Origin of the sequence: Nakamurella lactea DSM 19367, from assembly GCF_000426645.1 — a bacterium.
Lineage (GTDB): Bacteria > Actinomycetota > Actinomycetes > Mycobacteriales > Nakamurellaceae > Nakamurella > Nakamurella lactea.
This window is the reverse complement of the sequence record NZ_AUFT01000001.1, coordinates 356,925-382,244: the sequence shown is the minus strand read 5'-3', so window position 1 is coordinate 382,244 and position 25,320 is coordinate 356,925. Positions and strand designations below refer to the sequence as shown.

20 protein-coding genes, 2 tRNA genes and 1 riboswitch are annotated in these 25,320 nt (G+C 68.7%); of the genes, 17 read left to right on the top strand and 5 right to left on the bottom strand.

Annotation, left to right across the window (positions count from 1 at the left end):
- Positions 1 to 5: 5 nt before the first annotated feature.
- Positions 6 to 1,349, top strand: a complete 1,344-nt coding sequence (locus K340_RS0101920) for a L,D-transpeptidase (protein WP_084613922.1) — start codon at positions 6 to 8, stop codon at positions 1,347 to 1,349.
- Here the strand turns inward: K340_RS0101920 and K340_RS33745 are convergent.
- Entirely contained in the window at positions 1,301 to 2,026 is a 726-nt protein-coding gene (locus K340_RS33745; RefSeq protein ID WP_084613921.1) for a phospholipase A2, read from the bottom strand. The two genes, K340_RS0101920 and K340_RS33745, sit on opposite strands and share 49 nt — an antisense overlap.
- A 184-nt stretch (positions 2,027 to 2,210) precedes the next feature.
- On the opposite strand from K340_RS33745, the gene K340_RS26820 reads away from it, so the two are divergent.
- Positions 2,211 to 4,148, top strand: coding sequence for an ATP-binding protein (locus K340_RS26820; RefSeq protein WP_161632038.1), 1,938 nt, complete (start codon positions 2,211 to 2,213; stop codon positions 4,146 to 4,148).
- Here the strand turns inward: K340_RS26820 and K340_RS26815 are convergent, their stop codons facing one another.
- Complete coding sequence (locus K340_RS26815) at positions 4,149 to 5,321, bottom strand: MBL fold metallo-hydrolase (RefSeq protein WP_051264796.1); 1,173 nt, start codon at positions 5,319 to 5,321, stop codon at positions 4,149 to 4,151.
- Between the two features lie 86 nt (positions 5,322 to 5,407).
- A riboswitch (SAM riboswitch) is annotated at positions 5,408 to 5,520 on the top strand.
- A 471-nt stretch (positions 5,521 to 5,991) separates the two neighbouring features.
- On the opposite strand from K340_RS26815, the gene K340_RS26810 reads away from it, so the two are divergent.
- From K340_RS26810 to K340_RS0101840, 13 genes are all read left to right on the top strand, one after another.
- The gene (locus K340_RS26810) at positions 5,992 to 6,921 is read left to right on the top strand and encodes an amino acid ABC transporter permease (RefSeq protein ID WP_084613920.1); all 930 of its coding nucleotides are present in this window, start codon (positions 5,992 to 5,994) and stop codon (positions 6,919 to 6,921) included.
- 14 nt (positions 6,922 to 6,935) lie between these two features.
- Positions 6,936 to 7,688: an amino acid ABC transporter ATP-binding protein gene (locus K340_RS0101895; RefSeq protein ID WP_084613981.1), complete on the top strand. Its 753-nt coding sequence runs from the start codon at positions 6,936 to 6,938 to the stop codon at positions 7,686 to 7,688.
- Positions 7,689 to 7,744: 56 nt separating this feature from the next.
- The gene (locus K340_RS26805) at positions 7,745 to 8,851 is read left to right on the top strand and encodes an ABC transporter substrate-binding protein (RefSeq protein WP_084613919.1); all 1,107 of its coding nucleotides are present in this window, start codon (positions 7,745 to 7,747) and stop codon (positions 8,849 to 8,851) included.
- Positions 8,852 to 8,858: 7 nt separating this feature from the next.
- On the top strand, positions 8,859 to 9,917 hold the full coding sequence (locus tag K340_RS0101885; RefSeq protein ID WP_037362209.1) for an ABC transporter substrate-binding protein: 1,059 nt from the start codon (positions 8,859 to 8,861) through the stop codon (positions 9,915 to 9,917).
- 120 nt (positions 9,918 to 10,037) lie between these two features.
- A complete protein-coding gene (gene ssuE / locus K340_RS0101880; protein WP_029135454.1) occupies positions 10,038 to 11,135 on the top strand; it encodes an NADPH-dependent FMN reductase in 1,098 nt (365 codons plus the stop codon).
- Positions 11,132 to 12,313 carry an LLM class flavin-dependent oxidoreductase gene (locus tag K340_RS26800; RefSeq protein WP_051264795.1) on the top strand — a complete coding sequence of 394 codons (1,182 nt, stop codon included), beginning with the start codon at positions 11,132 to 11,134 and terminating at the stop codon, positions 12,311 to 12,313. Before ssuE ends, K340_RS26800 begins: the two co-directional genes overlap by 4 nt.
- Before the next feature lie 2 nt (positions 12,314 to 12,315).
- Positions 12,316 to 13,662: an NtaA/DmoA family FMN-dependent monooxygenase gene (locus K340_RS0101870; protein ID WP_029135453.1), complete on the top strand. Its 1,347-nt coding sequence runs from the start codon at positions 12,316 to 12,318 to the stop codon at positions 13,660 to 13,662.
- Positions 13,663 to 13,667: 5 nt separating this feature from the next.
- Entirely contained in the window at positions 13,668 to 15,611 is a 1,944-nt protein-coding gene (locus K340_RS26795) for an FAD/NAD(P)-binding protein (RefSeq protein ID WP_051264794.1), read from the top strand.
- The gene (locus tag K340_RS0101860) at positions 15,601 to 16,719 is read left to right on the top strand and encodes an LLM class flavin-dependent oxidoreductase (RefSeq protein ID WP_029135452.1); all 1,119 of its coding nucleotides are present in this window, start codon (positions 15,601 to 15,603) and stop codon (positions 16,717 to 16,719) included. Before K340_RS26795 ends, K340_RS0101860 begins: the two co-directional genes overlap by 11 nt.
- A gap of 97 nt (positions 16,720 to 16,816) precedes the next feature.
- Positions 16,817 to 17,590, top strand: coding sequence for a DUF1684 domain-containing protein (locus tag K340_RS0101855; RefSeq protein ID WP_211229210.1), 774 nt, complete (start codon positions 16,817 to 16,819; stop codon positions 17,588 to 17,590).
- Between the two features lie 97 nt (positions 17,591 to 17,687).
- Complete coding sequence (locus K340_RS0101850) at positions 17,688 to 18,266, top strand: NADPH-dependent FMN reductase (RefSeq protein WP_211229209.1); 579 nt, start codon at positions 17,688 to 17,690, stop codon at positions 18,264 to 18,266.
- A gap of 4 nt (positions 18,267 to 18,270) precedes the next feature.
- Positions 18,271 to 19,890 (top strand): bifunctional phosphatase PAP2/diacylglycerol kinase family protein, encoded by a 1,620-nt coding sequence (locus tag K340_RS0101845; protein WP_051264791.1) that lies wholly within the window; start codon positions 18,271 to 18,273, stop codon positions 19,888 to 19,890.
- Between the two features lie 117 nt (positions 19,891 to 20,007).
- On the top strand, positions 20,008 to 21,144 hold the full coding sequence (locus K340_RS0101840; protein WP_029135448.1) for an acyl-CoA dehydrogenase family protein: 1,137 nt from the start codon (positions 20,008 to 20,010) through the stop codon (positions 21,142 to 21,144).
- Between the two features lie 72 nt (positions 21,145 to 21,216).
- Here K340_RS0101840 and K340_RS0101835 read toward each other — a convergent pair.
- Positions 21,217 to 21,289, bottom strand: a tRNA-Lys gene (locus tag K340_RS0101835).
- Positions 21,290 to 21,546: 257 nt separating this feature from the next.
- Here K340_RS0101835 and trpS point away from each other — a divergent pair.
- Positions 21,547 to 22,626: a tryptophan--tRNA ligase gene (trpS, locus tag K340_RS26790; RefSeq protein ID WP_084613980.1), complete on the top strand. Its 1,080-nt coding sequence runs from the start codon at positions 21,547 to 21,549 to the stop codon at positions 22,624 to 22,626.
- Between the two features lie 120 nt (positions 22,627 to 22,746).
- Here the strand turns inward: trpS and K340_RS0101820 are convergent.
- A tRNA-His gene (locus tag K340_RS0101820) sits at positions 22,747 to 22,819 on the bottom strand.
- 36 nt (positions 22,820 to 22,855) lie between these two features.
- The gene (gene orn, locus K340_RS0101815; RefSeq protein WP_029135447.1) at positions 22,856 to 23,482 is read right to left on the bottom strand and encodes an oligoribonuclease; all 627 of its coding nucleotides are present in this window, start codon (positions 23,480 to 23,482) and stop codon (positions 22,856 to 22,858) included.
- A gap of 69 nt (positions 23,483 to 23,551) precedes the next feature.
- Here orn and K340_RS0101810 point away from each other — a divergent pair, with 69 nt between their 5' ends.
- The gene (locus K340_RS0101810) at positions 23,552 to 25,216 is read left to right on the top strand and encodes a helicase HerA-like domain-containing protein (protein ID WP_084613918.1); all 1,665 of its coding nucleotides are present in this window, start codon (positions 23,552 to 23,554) and stop codon (positions 25,214 to 25,216) included.
- The last annotated feature ends 104 nt before the right edge of the window (positions 25,217 to 25,320 follow it).

The window sequence follows — 25,320 nt, the reverse complement described above, 5'->3', positions numbered from 1 at the left end:
TCTTGATGCAACGCATTCGTAGGTTCGCGCCGCTGGTCGCACTGGTCGCAGCAGTTCTGGTGGTCGCCGGTTGCACCGCGACCGCGAGCGGCTCCGCTGATCCGACCGAGACCGCAGCCGCCCCGGCCGGTGGCAGCACCGTCACCGCCGGCGCCGTGACCAGCGCGCAGACGTCCACCGACCCGAACGGCGCGGCCACCGGATCATCGGCGTCGGTCCCGGAGTCCGGGACATCCACCGGGTCGTCACCCGCTCCGAGCACCAGTTCGTCACCGAAGCCGGTCCCGCCGGTCGCGACCGTGAGTTCGGATCCGAAGGTGGGCAGCACCGGCATCTCCCCGGTCGAGCCGATCACCGTCAGCGTGGCCAAGGGCACCATCGAGGACATTGCCCTGACCAACGCCGGCGGCTATCAGGTGAAGGGGACCCTGGCGGCGGACAAGAAGAGCTGGAAGACGGCCGAGGTGCTCGGCTTCGGCAAGACCTACACATTGTCCGGAACCGCCGTCGGCACGGACGGCAAGAACGTCGACATCAGTGGCAAGTACACCGTCGTCGACCCGAAGTCCCAGGTGCGTACGACAATTTCGCCGGGTGACGGCGCGGTCGTCGGCGTGGCGATGCCGGTGATGATCATCTTCGGCGTCGAGCCACAGGATCGGACGCTGATCGAGAAGAACGTGAAGATCACCACCACCCCCGAGGTGGACGGTGCCTGGGCCTGGATCCAGCACGACGGTGGCGACTGGGGTCTGGACTACCGGCCGAAGGGCTACTGGCCGGCCGGCACCAAGGTGCACGTGGAGGCGAATGTCTACGGGCTCGAGTTCGCCGCCGGGTCCTACGGCAAAACCGATCTGACCAGTGACTTCACCATCGGCCGCAACCAGGTGGTGAAGGCCGATGTGAACTCGCACACGATGGTCGTGCAACGGGACGGCAAGACGGTGGCGACCTACCCGGCCTCGTACGGCCAGGGCAACGGCAACCCCGATCTGACGACCCGGTCGGGCATTCATGTGGTGAACGACAAGTTCGCCGAAAAGCGGATGTCCAACCCGAAGTATCACTATGTGAACCTGCTCGAACGCTGGGCCGTGCGCATCTCCAACAACGGCGAATTCATCCACGCCAATCCGCAGAGCGCGGCTTCCCAGGGCAACACCAACGTCACCCACGGTTGTGTGAACCTGTCGCTGGAGAATGCCAAGGCGTACTACGACACGGCGCTGATCGGGGACCCGGTGGAGGTCACCGGCACCGACATCCAGCTCGGCCCGAGTGACGGCGACATTTTCGACTACGCGATCCCCTGGAGCGAATGGGTCACCCTGTCCGGACTGAACTGACCGCCGCGAACGGCGCCGGACAGGAAGCCGGCATCGAACCGCCGGGCCGACGTCGGGCCGCCGAGCCGGCGCAGAGCCGGTGGGAGACAAAGGAAACCGCCGAACAGCAGCAGCATCGCCGTCCACCGCCATGGGCTCTCCTGCTCGGGTGCCCGGTAGCCCTGTCGCCACGAGTTGATCTTGACCGCCTGCGCGAACCCTTCGGCGTAGGTGTGGCACATCGCCCAGTCGAACCCGCTCACCGCGAGCTGGTCGCACCGGGCGTGCAGATCCCGGTCGAACATGTCGTCGGCCTGCCGGCGGGCCGACGGGTCCAGCGGCCGGCCGATCCGGGCGGCATAACGAACCAGGTCGTAGGACAGGTCGTGTTCCTTGCAGACGATCGAGAAGTCGTACTTGGTGTTCCCGGTGAACGACGAGCAGTCGCCGTTCACCTTGTACAGGATCGGCGTTCCGTGCGGGCCGGTGCCCACTCGCGGTTGATAACCCATCACGGCCCGGTAATCGGCCGGGAACGTCGCGGTCGGATGGGCCGGATCGAACTGCCCGGCGGTGACGGCGTTCAGCGCCCGCTGCGCCGCCGGATCGCCGTTTCCGGAGGCCTGCAACGGGTCGGTACCGCACAGCCAGAAGGCGGCAGCCAGCGCCAACGTCATCACGGCCACCCAGCGTCGCATCGTCCCAGCGTGCCAGATGCGGGCAGCCCCTACCCGGAAATTACCCCACGGCTCGGGGTGCGGCCGGGTGTGTTCGGACACTCCAGAGGTGTCGGCCCCTTCCCAGCGGGGGGTGGCTGGTCGATGATCAACATGACGTGTCGGACGGACTCGCGAGGGGCACCGGGTGAGAATGCGGCAGCGAATGGCGGATCTCGTGCTGCGGCTGCAGCGCGCCGTCGATCGACGTAGCGGCGACCCCGATCAGGACCGGGCGATGGCGGCACTGCTGGCGATCGCCGCTGCCGACCATGGCGCCGTCCCGGCGCCCGGCGATGGTGCCGCGGTGGCTGCCGCGGACGGAACCGCCGATGACGCCCTGCTGACGATGGCCGAGATCTTCGGCCTGGACGAGGTCGACCTGACCCTGTTCACCGCGATCATCGCGCCGGACCTGGATGCGACGATCGCGGCCGCCTACGGACGGTTGCGAGCGCTCGACGGGCCGGCCAGGGTGACGGTCGGCCTGGCCATGGAGCTCGCCGACCTGCCGTCGATGTCGTCGGACGGGATCGGTCGGCTCGGCGTGACCGGGCGGCTGCGCCGGTCCGGGCTGGTCGAGCAGTCCGATGTGCGGCCCTGGTTGTTCCGGGAGCTGGCGGTACCGGAACGGGTGCTGGCCCATGTCCTGGGCGTCGACGACACCGACCCGGCCCTCGCTCCGTTGACCGTGGAACCACTGCCGCTGCGATTCGACGACACCGATCGGGTCGCCCGGGCGATCGAGGCCGGGGTACCGCTGATCTGGATCCGGTCGCCGTTGGGTGCCGCCGGCCTGTCGCTGGCGGCCGGCGCGATGGACCAGTTGGGTATCCGCTACCGATGTTTCGACCTGCGGCGGGCGGCGCCCGGCGGCTCGGTGATCGACGTGCTGCGGGCGGCGATCCGGGAGGCGGCGTTGTGCGGACAGGCGTTGATCGTCGAGGGCGCGGAGCGGCTGGAGTCGGACGGCGCCGCTGCCGTTGCGGTGCTCACCGACGCGATGGTGCCGGTGATCGCGGTCGGCGCCGACGCCTGGGACGCGACCTGGGCCGATGCGTACCCGCTGTCCGTCGACGCGCCGGTGGTCGGGCCGCAGGCCAGGGATCAGGCCTGGCGGATGGTCGGAGCGGAATCGGTCGACGGTGGCCTGACCGGCCTGCGGCTGGCGCCGGAGACACTGGCACAGACCGCGGGTTACGCGCGCTGGCTGGCGTTGGCCAGCGGCCAACCGCTGTCCGACTCGCTGGTCCGGCAGGCCGCCCGCCGGGTCGGCGGCGCCCCGACCAGTAACCGCCCGCTCTCCGGCCGGCGCAACGGCTTCGCCGATCTCGTGCTGCCGCAACACATCTCCGACATGCTGCAGCGGCTGGTCGGTTGGGCCAGGCATCGCGACGATGTGCTGGCCAAGGGCACGCTGTTGCAGACCGGCAGCCGCGGCTCGGGGCTGACGGCCTTGTTCACCGGGAGCGCAGGCACCGGGAAGACGCTGGCGGCACACGTGATCGCCGACGAGCTGGGGATCGACCTGCTGCAGGTCGATCTGTCGGCGATCGTCGACAAGTACATCGGTGAGACGGAAAAGAACCTGGAGCGGGCGTTCCACCAGGCGGAGAGCCTGAACGTGGTGCTGTTCTTCGACGAGGCCGATGCGCTGTTCGGCCGGCGGTCGGAGGTCAAGGACTCGCACGACCGCCACGCGAACCAGGAAGTCGCGTACCTGCTGCAGCGGATGGAGAACTTCGACGGGCTGACGATCCTGGCGACGAACCTTCGCGGAAATCTCGATCCGGCGTTCAACCGCCGGATGAACTTCATCGTGCACTTCCCGGATCCGGACGAGCCGACGCGGCGGCGGCTGTGGGACGCGCATCTGGAACGGTTGGGGCCGCTCGACCCGGCGGATCCGCTCGATGTCGACGGGCTCGCCAGGACGATCGAGATCCCGGGCGGCGATATCCGCAACATCGTGTTGGCCGCCGGCTACGACGCCGCCGCGGCGGACGAGCTGCCGGGCATGCGGCATGTGCTGGCGGCCGCCGTCGGGGAGTACACCAAGCTCGGGCGCCGGGTGCCGGACGGCGGCTTTCTGAACAGGACGTGATCAGCCCGTCGGGCCGGGGACTTCCGGGCCGGCCGGTCCAGCTGGCGCCGCGGCGGCCCACCAGTGATCGGCCGGCAGCGGCTCGGAGTCATCGATGCGCTCGCCGACCTTCGGGAGCGCCAGCGTGACGCCGGCGTCCCTGGCAGCCGCCGTCAGCCGCTCGACCGGCTCCGCCCAGGGGTGGAAGGCCAGGTCGAACGTCGCCCAATGGATGGGCAGCAGCACCCGGCCGCCGAGATCACCGTGCGCCCTCACGGCCTCCTCCGGGTTCAGGTGGATGTCCGACCAGTTCTGGTCGTAGGCACCGATCGGCAGCACCGTCAGATCGAACGGGCCGAACCGGGCACCGATGCCGGCGAACGCCGGGGTGTAGCCGGTATCGCCGCCGAAGAACACCCGGTGCGCCGGACCGGCGATCGCCCACGATGCCCACAGGGTGGTGTTCCGGGCGAACAACCGCCCGGAGAAATGCCGGGCCTCGGTGCAGGTGATCGTCAACCCGGCCACGACCACTGCCTCGTCCCAGTCCAGCTCGACGATCCGGTCCCCCGGGACGCCCCACGCCCGCAGGTGGGCGGCGACCCCCAACGGCACCAGGAACGGGCAGCGTTGCCGGCGGACGAGCTCGCGGATGGTGTCGACTTCCAGGTGGTCGTAATGGTCGTGCGAGATGACCACCGCATCCAGCCGCGGCAGCTCCGCGATCGTGACGGGGATCGGGTGCAGTCGGGCCGGCCCGACCCGGTGCGACGGAGAGACCCGATCACCGAACACCGGATCGGTCAGCACCCGCCGTCCGTCGACCTCCAACAGTACCGTGGCGTGGCCCAACCAGGTGGCGGCCAGCCGCCCGGGTGCTGCGGACAGATCCGGAACAGCCAGCGGGATCGGCCGATTCGGCCTACCGGAGTCACCCTTGCTGGCCATCGCGGCGGCTACCTTCACCATGCCGGGGCCGGCAAGTGCACTGGCCGGCAACGAGTTCCGGAACCCGCTGCCGTCGAAATGCGCGGTTCGGCCGGGCGCTGGGCGGGTCTGCCGACGATTCGCTCCGACCGCGGTGGGCAGGCCGCGGGCGGCTCGGCCGAGTGAGGCGGCCAGCAGGCCGACACCGGCCGAGGCGACAACGGCGCCGGCGCGACGGAGGTTCTTCGATCTTGCGGGGTGCGTCATCTCTCCAGTGTGCCCCGGCCCGGGACGCAGTGTCGCCGATCACTGCCGGGTTGACCGTCCCGGACCGTTGCTCTACATTCGACGCAGGTCATGAGTTCCAGTGACAAGCCCCGGCTTACTGGACGGCAACCCTCCGACGCGGCGGGGTGCTCCGGGTGAGGACCAGGCGGATTCCGACAGGAATACGCAAGCGCAGGCCCGCTCCGGCGGGCACTTCACCACTAGGGACCAGCATGAGCCAGCAGGCCTGGAGCGAACCCGCTGTCACGCGGTCGACCCTGAGCTTCTGCCGTCGCCACATCGATCTGCAGCGCGTTTCCAGCGCGCTGTGTTGTTGCTGAACCTCCGCCCATCGGGCGCGCGGGGTCTCCGGAACCGCTAGCGGCACAGCGGATCCGAGGCTCCGGATCGTTGTCGAAACCTCGTACCGGTTGACCTGGCGTGCTGCCGTCGACCCGGTTCCCTGCATCGACCCTCCCACTCAAGGACTGTCGTGACTGTTCCCAACCTCGTCCGCCGACGCGACGCTCGGCTGCCCCAACAAGCATCGCCCGAAGAACCTACCCGGTCGGCCGTCGACACCGATGCCGATATCAGTGCTGTCACCGTCCAGACGAACGAAACACCTGGTGCCGTACCGGCTACCCGGCACCTTGGAGACGCACCGCTGATGCGCGTGGTGCCGGTCCGGCATCCCTGGCGTTGGGTCGGCATTGCCGTCGTGCTGGTACTGGCAGCCCAGTTCGCTCACGGATTGGCCACCAACCCCGGCTGGGACTGGCCCACCTTCGCCAAGTACTTCGCCGCGTCGTCGGTGATCTCGGCGCTGGGGACCACGGTCAAGCTGACCCTGTACGGGACGTTGCTCGGCTTTGCCCTCGGCATCGTGCTGGCTGCCATGAGGCTGTCGAAAAGCCCATTTCTGCAGGTGGTTTCGTTCAGCTATGTCTGGGCGTTCCGATCCATCCCGCTGATCGTGCAGCTGCTGTTCTGGTTCAACATCGCGTATCTGTACCAGACCCTGCAGTTCGGTGTCCCGTTCGGACCGGCGCTGTTCACCGTGAACACCAACGACCTTTTCGGTCCGCTGGGTGCCGCGGTGCTCGGCCTGGCGCTGCACCAGGCCGCCTATGCCGCGGAGATCATTCGTGGAGGCATTCTGTCCGTCGATGCGGGCCAACTGGAAGCTGCTGCGGCGCTGGGCATTCCACGACGTCGGCAGTTCTTCAAGATCGTCATTCCGCAGGCCATGCGGGGCATCCTGCCGAACGCGGCGAACGAGGTGATCTCGCTGTTCAAGGGCACGTCGATCGTGTCTGTGATGGCGATTCCCGAGCTGTTCTACCAGGTCCAGGTGATCTACGGCCGCAACGGTCGGGTGGTGCCGCTGCTGATGGTTGCGACAGTCTGGTACATCGTGCTGACGACCCTGTTGTCGATCGTTCAGTACTACGTCGAGCGCCACTACGCCAAGGGATCTGCCAGAAGCCTGCCGCCGACACCGTGGCAGAAGATCCGCCGCGGATGGTCGCGGGTGCGACGGGCCGCGGCCGCGACGCCGTCGTTCGCGCACGCCCCGGAACGGGGGGCGGCCGGATGAACGGCGGACTTCCGATGGTCGACGTACGTGGCGTGCACAAGTCGTTCGGCGATCTGCACGTGCTGCGCGGCGTGGACCTGCAGGTCGAGCAGGGATCCGTCATGGTGATCCTCGGGCCATCGGGGTCGGGGAAGTCGACGCTGTTGCGCTCGATCAACCATCTGGAGAAGGTCGACGCCGGAGCCGTCAGCGTCGACGGCCGGCTGATCGGATACCGCCGCCGCGGCAACCGGCTGCACGAACTCACGGAACGGGAGATTCTGCACCAACGGTCCGAGATCGGTTTCGTCTTCCAGAACTTCAATCTGTTCGGGCATCTGACCGTGCTGCAGAATGTGGTCGAGGCTCCCGTTTCGGCCCAGGGCCGCAAACGCAGGGACGTCGAATCGCTGGCGATGGAACTGCTCGAGCGGGTCGGGGTCGCCGAAAAGGCGCACGACTATCCCCGCCGGCTGTCCGGCGGGCAGCAACAGCGGGTTGCCATCGCCAGGGCATTAGCCTTGCAGCCCAAGCTGATCCTGTTCGACGAGCCGACCAGCGCGCTGGATCCCGAACTGGTCGGCGAGGTGCTCGACGTGATCGTCGAGCTCGCGCACAGCGGTACCACGATGGTGGTGGTGACCCATGAGATCGGATTCGCCCGCGAGGTCGCCGACACCGTGGTGTTCATGGACGAGGGTCGGATCATCGAGTCCGGATCACCGGAGCAGGTGCTGGACAACCCATCGAGCGAGCGCACGCGCAGCTTCATTTCCCGCGTTCTCTAACAACTTTGCGGCCCGGCACCGTAACGGTGCGCCGCCTCTACTGCAAGGAACCCATCATGTCTGCTAACTCTCGCCGATTCAGAACCAGCTCTTTGCTCGACCGGCTGCCGTTCGTCGGACTCGCCGTCGGCAGCCGCCGCGGCGCCCTGGCGTCGTTGCTGACGATTGCCGCCCTGGCGGTCACCGGATGCGCCGAATCCGCGGAGCCTGATGTCTCACCGGCGGCGGCCGCCGCCGCTGGTAGTGCCGCCGCTGGTAGTGCCACCGCTGGTAATGCCACCGCCGGCGGTAGTGCCACCGCCGGGGCCACCGCATCGATCAACCTCAGCCCCGATCAGAACCGGGTCAGCACCGAGAAGGTCGATGCGATTGCCGATCTGCTGCCACAGGCGATCCGGGACCGGGGAAGCATCGTCGTCACCGGAAGTTCGGGAAGCGCCCCACCGCTGCGGTTCTACGCCGACGACGACACCACGGTGATCGGGTCCGAGGTCGATCTGGCCTACCTGTTCGCCGATGTGTTGGGCCTCAAGGTCGAGATCGGCGCGGCCGACTGGGCACAGAATTTCGTGCAGATCGACTCCGGCAAGGCGGATGTCTTCATCTCCAACGTCACCGTCACCGAAGAGCGCAAGGAGAAATACGACTTCGCGACGTATCGCAATGACGTCCTCGCCTTCGAGGCCAAGGCCGGCGCCGGGTTCAAGATCTCGGACGCGAAGGACGCCGCCGGCAAGATCATCGGCGTCTCCTCGGGTACCAACCAGGAGAAGATCCTGGTCGATTGGAGTGCCGAGGATGTGAAGAACGGGCTCGCGCCGATCGACATCAAGTACTTCCAGAACAGCGCCGACTACTACCTGGCACTGTCGTCCGGACGCATCGATGCCTACTTCGGCCCGAACCCGACCGCGGCCTACCACGTGGCGACGGCCGGCCAGTCCGAGATCGTCGGAACGCAATCGGGAGCCGGTCCGAAACTCCAGGGCGAGATCGCCGTACTGACCAAGAAGGGCAATGGTCTGGCGCCCGCCTTCGCCGCGGCCATCAATCACACCATCGAGAACGGCACCTACGCGAAGGTCCTTGAGCACTGGAACCTGAGCAACGAAGCCGTCAGCCAATCGCGGGTCAACCCGCCCGGCCTGCCGAAGACCGGCTGAGGCGACCATGATCGACACTTCGCGCCCCGTTGACCGGCGCTCGAGAACATCGCTGCTCGCCGCTACCGCGATCGTGGTGGCCATCGGGTTGACCGCCTGCGCCGATCCGCAACAGGACACCGCGGCGGTGTCTCCGGCCGCTGCCGGGAGCTCCGTCGGGAGCCAGACAGTCGCGTCCGGTGTCGCGGCCGTCACCGTCCCCGACGGCTACAACACCTCGCCGGACCAGCACCGGGTGTCGGCGGCCACCGACCCGGCGGCCGTCGCCAAACTGCCGGCCTCGATCAAGAAGTCGGGCACGTTGGTGGTGGGTGGTGGATTCGCCGGCGGTGGGTTACCGCCGCTGGGCTTCACCGCCGACGACGACAGGACCCCGATCGGGGTCGAGGTTGACTTCGCCCAGCTGATCGCCGACAAGCTCGGTCTGAAGGCCGAGCTACAGGTCACCAGCTGGGAGAACCTTTTTGTCGGAGTGGATTCGGGCAAGTACCAGGTCGCGGTCTCCAACATCGGCGTCTCCGAGGAACGCAAGGAGAAGTACGACTTCGCCACCTATCGGCTGGGTCTGCACGCGTTCGAGGCGAAGAAGGGCTCCGGCCTGAAGGTGACCGGACCGGCGGATCTAGCGGGCAAGAAGGTCGCGGTCGGTTCCGGCACCCTGCAGGAAGGCATCCTGCTGGACTGGGACGCCAAGAACAAGGCGGCCGGTCTACCGGCGATCGACATCCGCTACTACCAATCCGCTACCGACTACTACCTGGCGCTGGCGTCCGGCCGGATCGATCTGTATCTCGGGCCGAACCCGACGGCGACCTACCACGTTGCCACCGCCGGCCAGACCGAGATCGTCGGCACCGTCTCCTCGTCCTACCCGCTGGACGGCAAGGTCGCGGTGATGACGAAGAAGGGCAACGGTTTGGTCGCCGCGTTGGCCGCAGCCGTCGACAGTGCCATCGCCGACGGCAGCTATCAGCAGGTGCTGGAGCGCTGGGGGCTGTCGGTGGAGGCCGTTGCCTCCTCCGAGATCAATCCGGCCGGCCTGCCGAAGCCGACGGCGGTCGGCTGAGATGACGACCGTTCTGATCGACACCGATTGATCGACACCGATTGATCTACACCGCTTTCTGATTGACACCGCTTTCTGATTGACACCGATGTGATGCATACCGTTACCGAGGAGAAGCGCATGGCCACCGTTCTGACCATCTACGGAAGTCCGTCAGTCCCGTCGCGGACCGACGGGGTGTTGTCCCATGTCGACCGACGACTGATCGCCGCCGGCCACCAGGTCCGGCCGCTGGTGCTGCGCGAGTTGCCGGCGGCGGCCCTGTTGGCGGGCGACACGGAGAATGCGGACATCGCGGCAGCGGTCGACCTGGTGGCCGACGCCGATGCCGTGGTGATCGGCACGCCGGTGTTCAAGGCCGCCTACAGCGGGTTGACGAAGGTGTTCCTGGACCTGTTGCCGCAGTTCGCGTTTCAGGGCAAAGCTGTCCTTCCGGTGGTGACCGGCGGCTCGCCGGCACACGTGCTGGCCGTCGACTACGCGTTGCGTCCGGTGCTGACCAGCCTCGGCGCCGCGCATGTCGGGCAGGGCTGGTTCGTACTGGGAGACCACGTCCGGCTGTTTCCGGACGGTGGGGTGCTGCTCGACCCGGCCGCGTCCGGCCCGCTGTACGAGGTGACCGATGCGTTCCTGCGCCATCTGGACGCCACCTCGGCGCGCCGGCTGACGGTGGCTGCGGCGTCTTCATCCGAGGAACAGATCCGGGTGCGGGCTGTGCAGATCGGTGACCCGGCACTGCGACCACTGCTGGCGGACCTGGTGGTGGAGTATGGAACTCGCTACGGTCGACCCTCGGCGAACACGGAGTTGACCGAGGTGCCGATCACCGACTTCGAGGCACCCAACGGCGCCTTCCTGGTGCTGACCCAGGGAACCGAGACCATCGCCGGGGGAGCGTTGCGGCGCAAGGACGACCGGACCGCAGAGGTCAAGCGGGTCTGGACGGCCCACCCACACCGGCGGCGCGGCCTGGCTCGCAGGGTGATCGCCGAACTGGAGCGGACCGCCGCCGAGCTCGGCTACAGCCAGGTCTACCTGACCACCGGGCCGCGGCAACCGGAAGCCCGCAACCTGTATCTGGCAGCCGGTTACGCGCCGCAATTCGACCTGACCGCCGACCCTGAGTCGATCGGGCCGTTGCCGTTCACCAAGACTCTCGCGGCGGTTCCGCTCCAGAGGGTCGACGGCCGGGCAGAGCTGGCAGGGGCACGTCGATGACGCCGTTGCTGACCGCGGTGGCCCTGGACGGCGCCGGATTCCACCCGGCGGCCTGGCGGGAGCGGTCCGTCGGGGTCCAGGACCTGTTCGCACCGGAGCGGATCGTCTCGCTGACCCTGCGGGCGGAGACCGCGGGGGTCGACCTGGTGACGTTGGCCGACTCGCTCGGACCGGCCGGTTCCGGACCGGGGGAGGTCACGGCCCGCCTGGACGCGCTGGCCGTGCTGGCCAGGGCAGCGCCGGTCACCGAACGCATCGGACTGGTGCCGACGGTGACCACCACCCACACCGAGCCGTTCCACCTGCAGGCCGCCGTTGCCACCCTCGACTGGGTGTCGGCCGGCCGGGCCGGCTGGCAGATCCAGGTCTCCGACACCGAACTGGAAGCGCAGCACATCGGCCGCCGGACGGCCGCGGATCCGTCGGTGCTGTGGGCCGAGGCCACCGAAGTGGCCGAGGTGAGCCGGCTGCTGTGGGACTCCTGGGAGGACGATGCCGAGATCCGGGACCTGGCCACCGGTCGATTCATCGACCGTGATCGGCTGCACTACACCGACTATGTCGGCTCGACGTTCTCGGTGAAGGGCCCGTCGATCGTGCCGCGACCGCCGCAGGGACACCCGGTGACGTTCGTCGCGCTGACCGGGCCGGAATCGCTGCCGACCGTGGCGGCCGCCGCCGATGTGGTGCTGATCGACGAGACCGACCTGGATGCCGCGGTCGCCGCGCTCGCGACGGTTGGCGACGCGGTCCGCCGCCGCGGACGCGACACCGAGCAGGTCAGGGCGCTGATCGCTGTTTCGGTCTTGCTCGAAAACGATCCGGGGACGGCCCGGACCCGTCGTGAGCGGCTCGATGCCAGATCCCGGCGGCGCACCCCGCTGGATCACGTTGGCACGGTCGACTCCCTGTTGCCGCTGATCGAGCGGTTGGCCGAGACCGGCTTCGACGGGGTGCTGCTGCGGCCGGCCGTGCTGGACACCGACCTGCCGACGATCACCGACGACCTGCTGCCCCGGCTGCGGGACAGCGGACTCGCCGGACCGAATACGCCTGGCCCGCTGACCTTGCGCGATCGCCTCGGACTGCCGAGGCCCGCCAACCACTTTGCCACCGAACACTTTGCCGCCGACCACTTTGCCGCCGACCGCCCTGCCGAACTCCGTCGAGGAGCATGATCATGGCCCGCAAGCAGCTTCACCTCGCCGCGCATTTTCCGGGAGTCAACAACACCACCGTCTGGTCGGACCCGCGGTCGCGCTCGCAGATCGAGTTCTCCTCGTTCCGGGACCTCGCACGCACCGCGGAAGAAGGCACCTTCGACTTCTTCTTCCTGGCCGAGGGCCTGCGGCTGCGCGAGGTGCACGGGCAGATCCACGACCTGGACGTGGTCGGTCGACCCGAGTCGATCACCGTGCTCACCGCGCTGGCCGCCGTCACCACTCACCTCGGGCTGGCGGCGACCGTCAACGCGACGTTCAACGAGCCGTACGAACTGGCTCGCCGGTTCGCCTCGCTCGACCACCTGTCCGGTGGTCGGGCCGCCTGGAACGTCGTCACCTCGTCCGACGCCTTCACCGGCGAGAACTTCCGCCGCGGCGGGTTTCTCGACCATGCCGACCGGTACACCAGGGCCTCGGAGTTCGTCAGCGCGGCCCGCACGCTGTGGGACTCGTGGACCGACGACGACCTGATCGCCGACCGGCGCAGCGGCCGGTTCGCGGCCGAGGGCGCCGGCCGGTTCAGCCACCGCGGACAGCATTTCGACATCGCCGGTGAGTTCACCGTGCCGCGTTCGCCGCAGGGACATCCGGTGGTGATCCAGGCCGGCGACTCCGCGGACGGTCGCGACTTCGCCGCCGCCCAGGCCGACGTGATCTTCACCCGGCACGGCACGCTGGAGGCCGGCCAGGCCTTCTACGCCGATGTGAAGTCGCGGTTGGCCGCCCACGGGCGCACTCCCGACTCGCTGAAGATCATGCCCGGCGTCTCGGTGGTGGTCGGCGACACCGATGCCGAGGCTGAGGAGAAGGCCGCGCACATCCGCAGCCAGCAGGTGTCGGGAGCGACGGCGATCGCGACCGCAGAACTGTTGTGGGGCATCGACCTGTCCGACCGCGATCCGGACGGACCGCTGCCGCTTCAGGACCCGGTCGTCGGGTCGGGTGTGGTCCGTGGCCGGGTCGGCTTCACGGATCCGGTGGCCACGGTGGCGCAGTGGCGGGAGGCCGCCGAGAGCCATGGTTGGTCGCTGCGGCAGACGGTGATCGCGCAGCAGAACCGACAGTCGTTCATCGGCTCGGCGGACACCATTGCCCGGCAACTGGACTCCTACGTGCAGGCGGATGCCGCCGACGGCTACATCCTGGTGCCGCACCTGACCCCGGGTGGGCTGGACGACTTCGTGGCGAAAGTCGTTCCGCTGCTGCGAGAACGCGGGGTATTCCGGTCCGAGTACACCGGTCGCACGCTGCGGGACCATCTGCAGCTACCGACTCCGCAGGGCGCCGCCAGCGGGGCGGCCTGACCGACATGGGAACTCCCGTCCTGGTTTTCGTCGGCGGCGGTCCGCGGACCACCGGCCTACTCGATCGGCTGGCGGCCAGCGCGCCGGAGCTGTTGCCGTCCGCGGCCGCGCCGAGCATTCACGTGGTGGATCCGTTCCCCGCCGGCGGCGGCCGGATCTGGCGCCGGGAACAGTCGGATCTGCTGTGGATGAACTCGGTCGCCGAGGACATCACCGTCTTCACCGACACCTCCGTGACCTGCGACGGCCCGGTGGTACCCGGCCCCTCGCTGGCCGACTGGATCGCCGGCGAGGGGTCGGCGGTGCTGGCCGCTGCGGGACTCGGGCACCAGGTGCAGCTGGTGGGGCGCAAGGACTTCGCACCCCGGGAAGTCCAGGCCTGCTACCTGGGCTGGGCGTTCGATCGGGCGGTGTCCGCGCTGCCCGCCGGCACCGAGCTGACCACCCACCGGGAGCGGGCGGTGTCGGTCACCGATCGAGCCGACGGTCGCCAGTGCGTGCGGTTGGCCGGTGGCCGGCAGATCGTGGCCGACGTGGTGGTGCTGGCCCAGGGTTACCTCGACCGCACGCCGACGCCGGCGGACGCCGAACTCGCCGAGCGGGCCGCCGCTCGCGGACTGACCTACCTGCCGCCGGGGTACACCGCGGACATCGACCTTTCCGCTCTCCGCCCGGGCCAGGCGGTGCTGGTGCGCGGCTTCGGGCTGGCCTTCATCGATCTGATGGTGCTGCTCGGCGAGGGTCGTGGCGGTCGGTTCACCGCCGGCGACGACGGCACCCTGACCTACCATCCTTCGGGTCGGGAACCGGTGCTGTACGTGGGGTCTCGCCGTGGGGTGCCCTACCATGCCAAGCTCGGCTACCCGAGCGCAGCGGCCGGCCCGGTACCCACCAGGTACTTCACCGCAGGCCGGCTGGACGAACTGGGAGCGGGCGAGCTGGACTTCCGGTCAGTGATCTGGCCGCTGATCGCCAAGGAGCTGACGGCGGCGCACTATCGGCGTCTCTTCGAGGCACACACCGACCGCACCACGGTGGACTGGGCGGAATTCTCCTGCGTGCTGGACGCGGCAGACGTGTTCGATCCGGCGTTCGCGGGGTACGCCGAATCTGCCGTGCCGAAGGACGCCGACCGGTTCGACATCCGGCGGATCGACCGCCCGTTGCGGGATCTCGTCTTCGGCAGCCGCGACGATCTCGCCGGGGGACTGCGAGACTACGTCCGGGCCGATCTGGCCCGCCGGCGCGACCAGCGGTACTCGGCCGACAGGGCCGTTTTCGACACCCTGTTGTCGGTGTACGGGGTGCTGGCCGTCGCGTTGACGACCGGCCGGATCAGCGCCGCCGACCGGATCAGGTTCGTCGAGGGCGAGTTCCACGGGCTGTTCTCCTTCCTGGCGAGCGGTCCGCCGCCACGCCGCCTCGCCGAGCTGTTGGCCTTGCACGACGCGGGCCTGCTGCATTTCGCCGGGCCCGAGTTGCAGATCCAGGTGCGCGACGGCGTCTTCGTCGGTACCAGTGCCGCGGTGCCGGGCGAGATCAGGGCGAGCGCGTTGGTGGATGCCCGACTACCCCGACCGGACGTCAGGGCGGCCACCGATCCGCTGATCCGCGGACTGCTCGCCGACGGAGAGCTCGCGGCGGAGGATCTGACGGACGCCGCTGGCCGGCCCCTCGGCGGCGGGCAGCTGCTCGCCGACCGCTGCAGCCGCGCCCTGCGGGCCGACCGCAGCCGGCACCCGAGTCGGTTCCTGCTCGGTCCGTCGGTCTCCGGCTCGGCCGGTGCGGCCGGATTCTCCAGGCCCGGGTTCAACGGCCCTGGCTTTCGCCAGAACGACGCCGTGGCGCGAGAAGTACTGCGGCTGTTGGCGGCGGCGACGGCGCGGCGGGCCGGGTCGAGCGTCATCGAAACATCCACCATCGAAGAAGGAGTGCGTCATGCCAGTTGAGTTCCTGGGAATGGGCGGTACCAACCCGGCCAGCGAGGTGACAGCGCGCAGCGGACCGAGTCTGGACCTGGAGTACACCAGTAGGCTCGCCCGAGCACACGAGGACAACGGTTGGGACCGGATCCTTTTCGCGTATCACTCCGGCTCGCCGGATCCGGCCCAGGTGGCCGCGTACGTCGCCGGTCGGACCGAGCGGATCAATCTCGTGGTGGCGCACCGTCCGAACGTTGCGTACCCGACGCTGACGGCCAAGACCTTCGCCACCCTCGACCGGATCTCCGGCGGCCGGTTCGAGGTGCACGTGATCACCGGCGGTTCCACCGCGGACCAGGCGGCCGAGGGGGACTTCCTGGACAAGGACAGCAGATACACCAGGACCAGGGAGTTCATCCAGATCCTCAAGCAGGCCTGGACTGCCACCGAGCCGTTCGACTTCATCGGCGAGCACTACCGTTTCGAGAAGTTCCTGGCCGATGTGTTTCCGGTCCAACAGCCGCGGCCACGTATCTCGTTCGGCGGCTCGTCGGCGGCCGCCTATGCGGTCGGCGCCGCGGAGGCCGACATCTTCGCACTCTGGGGAGAGCCGCTGGCCGGGACCAAGGAACAACTGGCGTCGATCGAGCGGGCCGCTGCCCATGCCGGTCGGCAGGACCGTCCGCAGATCCAGATCGCCTTCCGGCCGATCATCGCGCCGACCGAGGAACTGGCCTGGGCCAAGGCGGACTCGATCCTCGGCCGGATCGCCGCCGGCGGGTCGTCGGCGCGCGGTCGGCTGCGGCAGACCGGCGGGACACCGGAGAATTCCGGATCACAGAGACTGCTGGCCGCGGTCGCGGCCGGCGAGCGCCACGATAGGGCGCTGTGGACGGCGCCCACCGCGCTGACCGGCGGCGGTGGCAATTCCACCGCGCTGGTCGGTACCCCGGAGACCGTGGCGGCCGCGCTGTTGGACTACTACGACCTCGGCGTCCGGCAATTCTCCGCCCGCGGCTACGACATCCTTGATGACGCCATCGATTTCGGTCGGTACGTGATCCCGTTGGTCCGTGACGAGGTAGCCCGCCGGGATGCCGAGCGGTCCGCCGCGGCCGCCGATTCTGCCGCCTGACCCACCGCAGGCGTAGCAGGGTTGTCCCGCTCGCGAGCGGGACAACCCTGCTACCCGCCGGCGGGCCGAAGAACACACCGAGAGACGAGGAGCAGTAGTGACGACAACGCAGGGAAACATCGTGCGGGAAAGCAGCTTTGCCGAGGACTGGGCCAATTGGCGGGCGGCGCGTGAGTTCGCGCTCACCGCCGAATACGGCTGGCTGTCGTTGACCGCATTCCATTGGCTGCCCGAATCTCCGGGACCGCTCGACGGACTGCCGGGGACCTGGAGCGTCACCGACGACGGCGCCCGGCACACGCCGCCGGACGGTGACCCGATCACGGCCCGGGTGGCAGAGGCCGGATCGCTGAACTGGTTCCGGCTCGGAGACCGGGTCGTCGAACTGGTACTGCGCGGCGGTCGGTACGCCATCCGGGTGCGGGACCCGCTGGCGCCGAACCGGGTCCGGTTCGCCGGGGTGCCCGCCTTCGCTGCGGACCCGGCCTGGGTGATCGCCGGCCGCTTCCAGCCTTTCGATGATCCGCGCCGGATCACCGTCGATACGGCCAGAACCGATCTGCAGCAACAGGTCACGATCGTCGGAACGGTGACGGTGCAGGTGGCCGGCGCGGACCATTCGCTGCTGGCAGGTGCCGGCGCGGACGGCGCCCTGACCATCAGCTTCCACGACGACACCAACGGCGCGAGCACCGCGCGGTGGCGGACCGTCGCCACCTCCGTGCCCGATGCTGACGGCAGCTTGACCATCGACTTCAACCGCACGGTCAACCTGCCGTTCGCCTTCAGCGACCACGGGACCTGCCCGGCACCGCCGGGCGGCAATCGGATCCCGGTAGAAATCACGGCGGGGGAGAAGCAGCCGCAATGAAGTTCTGCATCGATACCTTGATCGACAGTTCGTCGGATCGGCTTACCGGCGAACAGCTTTCGCCGTGGGCGGCCTTTCCGAGCCGGGTGTGGGCATCGTGACCGGCCCGGCGTCGGGCGACGGTGGCATCGTCACGGTCGTCGGTAATCCGCGGGCCGGCTCGCGGACCTTGACCGCCGCGGTTGCCCTGGCCGGCGCATTGCAGCAGACCCTGGCGGCCAGGGCCGGGGCGGGCGAGCCGTTGGCGCCCGGCCCGGTATTCGACCTGGCCGAGTTGGCGCCGGGGCTGCTCGCACCGTGGTCGTTGTCGACGGCGGCGGCGCAGGCCGCCGCGGCTGTCCGGTCCGCGCGGCTGGTGGTTCTCGCCACACCGACCTACAAGGGCAGCTACAGCGGCATTCTCAAGCTGTTGTTGGACGTCATCCCGGCCGGCGGGCTGGACGGGGTGGTGGTCCAACCGTTGACGGTGGCCGGCGGCGCGGAGCATCGCACGCTGGCCGACGCGGCGCTCCGCCCTGTGCTGGCCGAGCTCGGCGCCTCCGTCCCGGTGCCGGCCCTACTGCTGCAGGAATCCGATCTGCCGGCCGTCGAGCGCGTGGCGGCCGAGCACGCCGCCCGGCACTCGGCGGTGTTGTCGGCGGTGATCGGGGCATTGGCGGGCCCGCCCCTACGATGAGGCGATGCGCCGACAACGATCGAGCACCGCGGTTTCACTGACCGGAAAGCCGCCGGTCGTCCGGTTCGCCGGCTTGATCAAGCCGCATCAGGCGTTCCCGCTGGTGGCCCGCATCGATCGTGCGGTCAATCGGCGCACGAACGCGGTGCACCTCGGGCCGGCGGCCGACCATCGGTGGTGGCTGCTGTCGCGCAGCGCCGATCGCAGTCTGCTCTGGGCCGGGATCGGGGTGGTGCTGGCCGCCACCGGCGTCCGCGGTCGGCGTGCCGCCGGCCGCGGTTACGCCTCGCTGTTGGTGGCCAGCGCCGTCAGCAACGTGTTCGGCAAGGGTCTGTTCGGCGGCGATCGACCGTCGCTGGAGACCACGCCGTTCCCACGACACCGCGGCCGGCAGCCGAAGAGCCCGTCGTTCCCGTCCGGGCATTCGTCATCGGCGGCCGCGTTCGCGATCGGCGCGGCGCTGGAATGGCCGGCCGCCGGAGCGGTCATCGCGCCGCTGGCCGGTGCGGTGATGTACTCCCGGCTGCACACCGGGGCGCACTGGTTCTCCGATGTCGCGGGCGGCGCGGCCATCGGCGCCGGCGTGGCGCTGGCCGGTCGAGCGCTGGTGCCGCCGCCGGCCGCGCCGACGGCAGCGATTCCCAGCGGTCCCCGCTACGACGTGCCGGCGCTACCGGGCGGCGCCGGGCTGTTCGTGATCATCAATCCGCACTCCGGGTCCGGCCGACCGTTTCGGGAGGATCCGATCGAGACGATCTCGAAAGCGCTGCCGCAGGCCAGGATCCACGTGTTGCATAAGGACGACGACGTGTCGGCAATCTATGCCTCGGCGATCGATCGCGGGCTCAAGGCCATCGGGATCTGCGGGGGCGATGGGACGGTCGCCGCGGCCGCGGCGACGGCCAGGCAACACAACCTGCCATTGGCCGTGTTTCCCGGCGGCACCTTCAACCACTTCGCCAAGTCGGCCGGCCTGGCCACCATGGAACGAGCGATCACCGCGATCGAGTCCGGCAGCGGTATCGCGGCCGATGTCGCCGACCTGGCGATGACGGTGGACGGGAACAGGACCACCTCGACGGTGCTCAATACCTTCGCCATCGGCATCTACCCGCAGCTGGTGGAGCTGCGGGAGAAGCGGGAGAAGCGACTCGGCAAGGCGCTGGCGACGGTCTGGGCAGCGGGCCGGCTGCTCCGGACGGCCCAGCCGGTGCGGATCCGGGTGAACGGCGAGGACGGTAACTACTTCTCGCTGTTCGTCGGCGTCAACCGTTACTACCCGCAGAACCTGGCACCGATCGACCGTCCGCGGCTGGACGACGAGGTCCTCGACGTGCGCACGGCGACCGCGGCGCCGTCGCACAGCCGGCTGCGCACCTTCCTGGAGCTGTCGGTCGGCGACCACGGCCGGCGGGTGACTGGCCGGATCCCGTGGGTGCGGCGTCGGCTGACGGTGGTCGGCGACACCACCGCCCTGGTCGACCTGGAATTCGACGGTGACGCCGGTTCAACGGTCACGTTGGCACACGACGGCGAGACCGTCGAACTGCCCGCACGGGGTTCCAGGGCAGAGCTGCGGATCACCGCGCATGCGTTGCGGGTGTACGCCCCGGTGCAGGAGTGACCCGAGCGATCGTTGGACGCCCGATAGTAGGAAGACCTAGTATTGACCTCACGGGGCCGGATCCGGCCGCGATCGACGGTGTCGTCATCCGCGACACCTACCCGATGAGGGAGCCACATGTTCGAGCTGACGGCCGACCAGCGGGAGATGGCCATAGTGGCCCGCGACTTCGCCGACGAGTTGTTGGCTCCGAACGCGGTGGAGTGGGATCGCACGAAGCATTTCCCGATCGATGTGCTGCGCAAGGCGGCCGAGTTGGGGATCGGCGGGATGTACGTCCGGGAAGATGTCGGCGGCTCGGGCTTGAGTCGGCTGGACGCGGCGCTGATCATCGAGTCGCTGGCCACCGGGTGCCCGTCGATCGCCAGCTATGTCTCCATCCACAACATGGCCGCCTGGATGATCGATGCGTACGGCAGTGACGAACTTCGCCACCGGGTGCTGCCGGAAATGTGCTCGATGCAACGGTTGGGGTCGTACTGTCTGACCGAGCCGGGTGCCGGTTCCGACGCCGCGGCGTTGACCACGAAGGCGGTGCGGGACGGCGACGACTACGTGCTGAACGGCGTCAAGCAATTCATCTCCGGCGCGGGTGCCAGCGAGGTCTACGTCGTGATGGCCCGCACCGGTGGGCCCGGGCCGAAGAACATCAGTGCCTTTGTCCTGGAGAGCGGCACCGAGGGGCTGACCTTCGGCCCGAACGAGGTGAAGATGGGCTGGAACGCGCAGCCCACCCGGCAGGTGATCCTGACCGACGCGCGGGTCCCGGCGCGGAATCTGCTGGGTGCCGAGGGTGATGGGTTCAAGATCGCGATGAACGGCTTGAACGGTGGACGACTGAACATCGGCGCGAGTTCGCTGGGCGGTGCCACCGCTGCGCTGGAGAAGTCGTTGGCCTACCTGTCCGAGCGGGAAGCGTTCGGGCACAAGCTCAATGACTTCCAGTCGCTGCAGTTCGCGGTCGCCGAGATGGCCACCGAGCTGGAGGCGGCCCGGCTGTTGTTGTGGCGGGCCGCTGTCGCGCTGGACGAGAGCGCGCCGAACAAGGTGAGCCTTTGTGCGATGGCCAAGAAGAAGGCCACCGACACCGGGTTCACGGTGGCGAACACCGCGCTGCAGTTGCACGGCGGCTACGGCTATCTGGCCGAGTACGGCATCGAGAAGATCGTCCGCGACCTGCGGGTGCACCAGATCCTCGAGGGCACCAACGAGATCATGAACGTGATCATCGCGCGGGCGCTGATCGCGAAATGACTGCCGGTCCTGGGTTGATCCTGGCCCGGGAACCACGAAGGCCCTCCCTGTTGAGGGAGGGCCTTCGTGCGGTGCGCCACCAGGGACTCGAACCCCGAACCCGCTGATTAAGAGTCAGCTGCTCTGCCAGTTGAGCTAGTAGCGCGTACTCGATCACTTTACACGCCGCCCCCGTCGATCGAAAAATCGTGACCTACCCGACCTGGCCTGCTACCGTCGTGGCCATGCGACACCCCGCGACTTCCTTGCGCCAGAACTGGTGGCGGGCCGCCTGACGGCGGTCCGTGACGTCGCATCCCCCGACCCGGCCGCCACCAGCGGCCGGGTTTCGTCGTCTTCGGACGTGCTGCGCGTAGGCGCGGGCCCGCACCGCTCGTGGTGGCCCCACGAATGGAGTCCCTCATGACGACCACCCTCACCTCCGTCGGCGCCGTCACCCGGCGACCGGCCGTAGTCCACGGCATCGAAGACGGGATGGCGCTGGCCACGCCCGGCTACCCGATCAGGGTGCTGACCGGCGATCGGCCCACCGGGCCGCTGCACCTGGGCCACTACCTGGGAACCCTACGAAATCGCGTTGCGCTGCAAAGAGTGGGCGCCGAATTGATCGTGGTGATCGCCGATTACCAGGTGATCACCGATCGGGACGGTGTCGGCGCGCTGCGGGAGCGGGTGCAGGAGCTGGTCGCCGACTATCTCGCCTGCGGCATCGACCCGAGTACGGCGGTGATTTTTCCGCACAGCGCTGTGGCCGAACTTCACCAGCTGATGTTGCCGTTCCTGTCCCTGGTCACCGACGCCGACCTGCGGCGCAACCCGACCGTCAAGGCCGAGCAGGCCGACTCCGGACGGCCGCTGTCCGGCCTGCTACTCACCTACCCGGTGCACCAGGCGGCCGACATCCTGTTCTGTCACGGGGATCTGGTTCCGGTCGGCAAAGACCAACTGCCCCACGTCGAACTCGCCAGGAGCATCGCCAGGCGCTTCACCGAACGCTACGGCCCGGTCTTCGACGAGCCGGTCGCGCTGCTCTCCGACGTCCCGTTGCTGCTCGGCACCGACGGCGCGAAGATGTCCAAGAGCCGCGGGAACACGGTGATGCTCGGCGCCACCGATGACCGCACCGCTGCGGTGATCCGCGGAGCCGTCACGGACGCCGAGCGGCTGATCGAGTACCGGCCGTCGGAGCGGCCCGGCGTCGCCGCCCTGCTGGAGATGGCGGCGCAGTGCCTCGGGTCGACCCCGGAGGCGGTGGCCGCCGATATCGGCAGCGGGGGATCGGCCCGGCTCAAACAACTGACCACGGAGGCGATCAACGAGCACCTGCGGCCGATCCGGGTCCGCCGCCGGGAGCTGCTGGCCGACCGCGCCCACCTGGACGGCGTGCTGGTGGATGGCATTGCCGCGGCGTCCGCGATTGCTCGGGAAACCCTGGCATCGGTGCGCCGTGCGATGCGGATGGACTATCTGGTCGATCGCTGATGCCCAGGCTCGTCGAGATCGGCGACGGCAGCATTGCGTTGGGCCTGGCTGAGGGCCGCGATCATCGAAGCGCGGGAAAACAGACCGGCTCCAGCGTCACAACGCTGGAGCCGGTAGACGGGTGAGCGACGGGACTTGAACCCGCGACCGCCGGCACCACAAGCCGGAGCTCTACCAACTGAGCTACGCCCACCATCGACCCGCGTCGGAACGCGGGAACCGAGCAAGTCTAACCGATCGGATCGGGTGCTTCGTTCCGCTCCGCGACGACCTCCGCGGCGATCTGCTGGGCCCGGGCCTGGTCCGGCCCGGGCGGAGCGATGAAGGCGGCCCTGCGGTAATAGGCCAGCTCGGTGATGCTCTCCTGGATGTCGGCCAGCGCCCGGTGGGCCATGCCTTTGGCCGGCTGCGAGGAGTAGATCGGCGGGAACCAGCGCCGGCACAGTTCCTTGACGGTCGACACGTCGATCATCCGGTAGTGCAGATGACCGTCGAGGTCAGGCATGTCGCGGGAGATGAAGCCTCGGTCGGTGGCGATCGAGTTGCCGGCCAGTAACGCCGACCCCTGCTGTGGCGCGAACTTCTTGACGTAGTCCAGCACCTGCTGTTCGGCGTCCGCGAGGGTGACCGTCGAGGCGCGGACCGCCTCGGTGAGCCCGGACGAGGCGTGCATCTGCACAACGACAGGTGGCATGTTCGCCAGCGCCGCGTCGTCTGCGTGGATGACGAGGTCGACCCCCTCGCCCAGCACGTTCAGGTCGCCATCCGTCACCAGCGCGGCGATCTCGATGAGCGCGTCGTTGCGCAGGTCGAGGCCGGTCATCTCGCAGTCGATCCATACCAGTCTGTCCGTCACGGATAGTGACACTACGCGCCGGAACCGACAACTCTCGCCGTCGGCCGGTCGGGTCGATACGCTCCGTGCATGTCCGAGCCACAGTCGCCCGTTACCCAACCAGCCGCCGATGCGCCGAACCCGGCACAGCCGGACGCAGCAGCACCACCGGACGCGACCGCGCTACCGGAGACCACGGTGCAGACCGAGGGCGGGACCGAGGCGACCGCCCGGATCGGTCATGGTTATGACACCGACTCGCCCGTCGTCACCCTCGGGTCGGTGATCGTCGACGGCACCTGCGATCCCAGCGCGCTGGTCAGGATCCCGCTGGCCATGTTCAACCGGCACGGGCTGGTGGCCGGCGCCACCGGCACCGGCAAGACCAAGACCCTGCAGGTGATCGCCGAGCAACTTTCGGCGGCGGGGGTGCCGGTGCTGATGCCGGACATCAAGGGCGACCTGTCCGGTCTGGCCGCGGCCGGCTCGTCGAACGACAAGATCGTCCAGCGGGCCAAGGACACCGGGGACGATTGGCAGCCCGGCGCCTTCCCGGTGGAGTTCCTGGCCCTCGCCGGTGGCGGAACCGGGGTGCCGATCCGCGCCAGCATCGATTCATTCGGACCGATCCTGCTGTCGAAGGTGTTGGGACTCAACGACACCCAGGAATCGACGCTCGGCCTGATCTTCCACTGGGCGGACACCCAGAAGTTGCCGCTGCTGGACATCAAGGACCTGCGCGAGGTGATCCAGTACCTGACCAGCGACCAGGGCAAGGCCGATCTGAAGAACCTCGGTGGCGTGTCGTCGGCCACCGCGGGGGTGATCCTGCGGGCGGTCACCAACCTGGAGGCCCAGGGCGGCGACCGGTTCTTCGGCGAGCCGCAGCTGGACGTGGCCGACCTGATCCGGACCGACGCCAGTGGCAAGGGCATCATTTCGCTGCTGGAGGTGACAGACCTGCAGAACCGGCCCGGTCTGTTCTCCACCTTCGTCATGTGGCTGCTGGCGGAGCTGTTCGAACATCTGCCGGAGGTCGGTGACGCCGACAAGCCGAAGATCGTCTTCATGTTCGACGAGTCGCACCTGCTCTTCGCCGACGCCTCGAAGGCGTTCCTGCAGGCGGTCGAACAGACCGTCAAATTGATCCGGTCGAAGGGTGTCGGCGTGTTCTTCTGCACCCAGCTGCCGACGGACGTGCCCGACGCCGTGCTCTCCCAGCTGGGCGCGCGGGTGCAGCATGCGTTGCGGGCGTTCACCCCGAACGACCAGAAGGCGCTGTCCAAGACGGTCAAGACGTACCCGAACACGACCGACTACGACCTGGAGAAGGCGCTCACCTCCCTCGGAACCGGTGAGGCGATCGTGACGGTGCTGAGTGAGAAGGGGGCGCCGACGCCGGTGGCCTGGACCAGGGTCCGGGCTCCCCGTTCGCTGATGGCGCCCGCGACGCAAGACACTGTGTCGCAAGCGATTACGCGTTCACCACTGAACGCGAAGTACGGCGTCGCGGTGGATCGCGAGTCCGCCTACGAGATGCTGTCGGCCCGGCTCGCGGCGGCCGCAGGCGATGCCGCGGCGACAACGGACGCGGCCGAGCCACAGCAGCCGAAGCCGGCACCGGCGTCAGACGACGGCGGATTCATCGGCGGCATCCTGCATTCGCAGGCCAGCAAGTCGTTCCTGCGCTCGCTGGGCACCGCGCTCGGCGGGGCGCTGGGCCGGAGCATCTTCGGCACCCGCAAGCGTCGCTGAGGACGATGCGGGATGTACCCGGCGGTCTGGGCGACCAGGAACCCTGGTTCGGCATCACGCGTTGTGATGGGTAACGGTGTCGGGTTCGACGCCACCGCAGCAAT

Bases quoted from the DNA above. Each gene is read 5' to 3' on its own strand.
- K340_RS0101920 (WP_084613922.1), top strand. From the start codon at position 6: ATGCAACGCATTCGTAGGTTCGCGCCGCTGGTCGCACTGGTCGCAGCA.
- K340_RS33745 (WP_084613921.1), bottom strand. From the start codon at position 2,026: ATGCGACGCTGGGTGGCCGTGATGACGTTGGCGCTGGCTGCCGCCTTC.
- K340_RS26820 (WP_161632038.1), top strand. From the start codon at position 2,211: ATGGCGGATCTCGTGCTGCGGCTGCAGCGCGCCGTCGATCGACGTAGC.
- K340_RS26815 (WP_051264796.1), bottom strand. From the start codon at position 5,321: ATGACGCACCCCGCAAGATCGAAGAACCTCCGTCGCGCCGGCGCCGTT.
- K340_RS26810 (WP_084613920.1), top strand. From the start codon at position 5,992: ATGCGCGTGGTGCCGGTCCGGCATCCCTGGCGTTGGGTCGGCATTGCC.
- K340_RS0101895 (WP_084613981.1), top strand. From the start codon at position 6,936: ATGGTCGACGTACGTGGCGTGCACAAGTCGTTCGGCGATCTGCACGTG.
- K340_RS26805 (WP_084613919.1), top strand. From the start codon at position 7,745: ATGTCTGCTAACTCTCGCCGATTCAGAACCAGCTCTTTGCTCGACCGG.
- K340_RS0101885 (WP_037362209.1), top strand. From the start codon at position 8,859: ATGATCGACACTTCGCGCCCCGTTGACCGGCGCTCGAGAACATCGCTG.
- ssuE (WP_029135454.1), top strand. From the start codon at position 10,038: ATGGCCACCGTTCTGACCATCTACGGAAGTCCGTCAGTCCCGTCGCGG.
- K340_RS26800 (WP_051264795.1), top strand. From the start codon at position 11,132: ATGACGCCGTTGCTGACCGCGGTGGCCCTGGACGGCGCCGGATTCCAC.
- K340_RS0101870 (WP_029135453.1), top strand. From the start codon at position 12,316: ATGGCCCGCAAGCAGCTTCACCTCGCCGCGCATTTTCCGGGAGTCAAC.
- K340_RS26795 (WP_051264794.1), top strand. From the start codon at position 13,668: ATGGGAACTCCCGTCCTGGTTTTCGTCGGCGGCGGTCCGCGGACCACC.
- K340_RS0101860 (WP_029135452.1), top strand. From the start codon at position 15,601: ATGCCAGTTGAGTTCCTGGGAATGGGCGGTACCAACCCGGCCAGCGAG.
- K340_RS0101845 (WP_051264791.1), top strand. From the start codon at position 18,271: ATGCGCCGACAACGATCGAGCACCGCGGTTTCACTGACCGGAAAGCCG.
- K340_RS0101840 (WP_029135448.1), top strand. From the start codon at position 20,008: ATGTTCGAGCTGACGGCCGACCAGCGGGAGATGGCCATAGTGGCCCGC.
- trpS (WP_084613980.1), top strand. From the start codon at position 21,547: ATGACGACCACCCTCACCTCCGTCGGCGCCGTCACCCGGCGACCGGCC.
- K340_RS0101810 (WP_084613918.1), top strand. From the start codon at position 23,552: ATGTCCGAGCCACAGTCGCCCGTTACCCAACCAGCCGCCGATGCGCCG.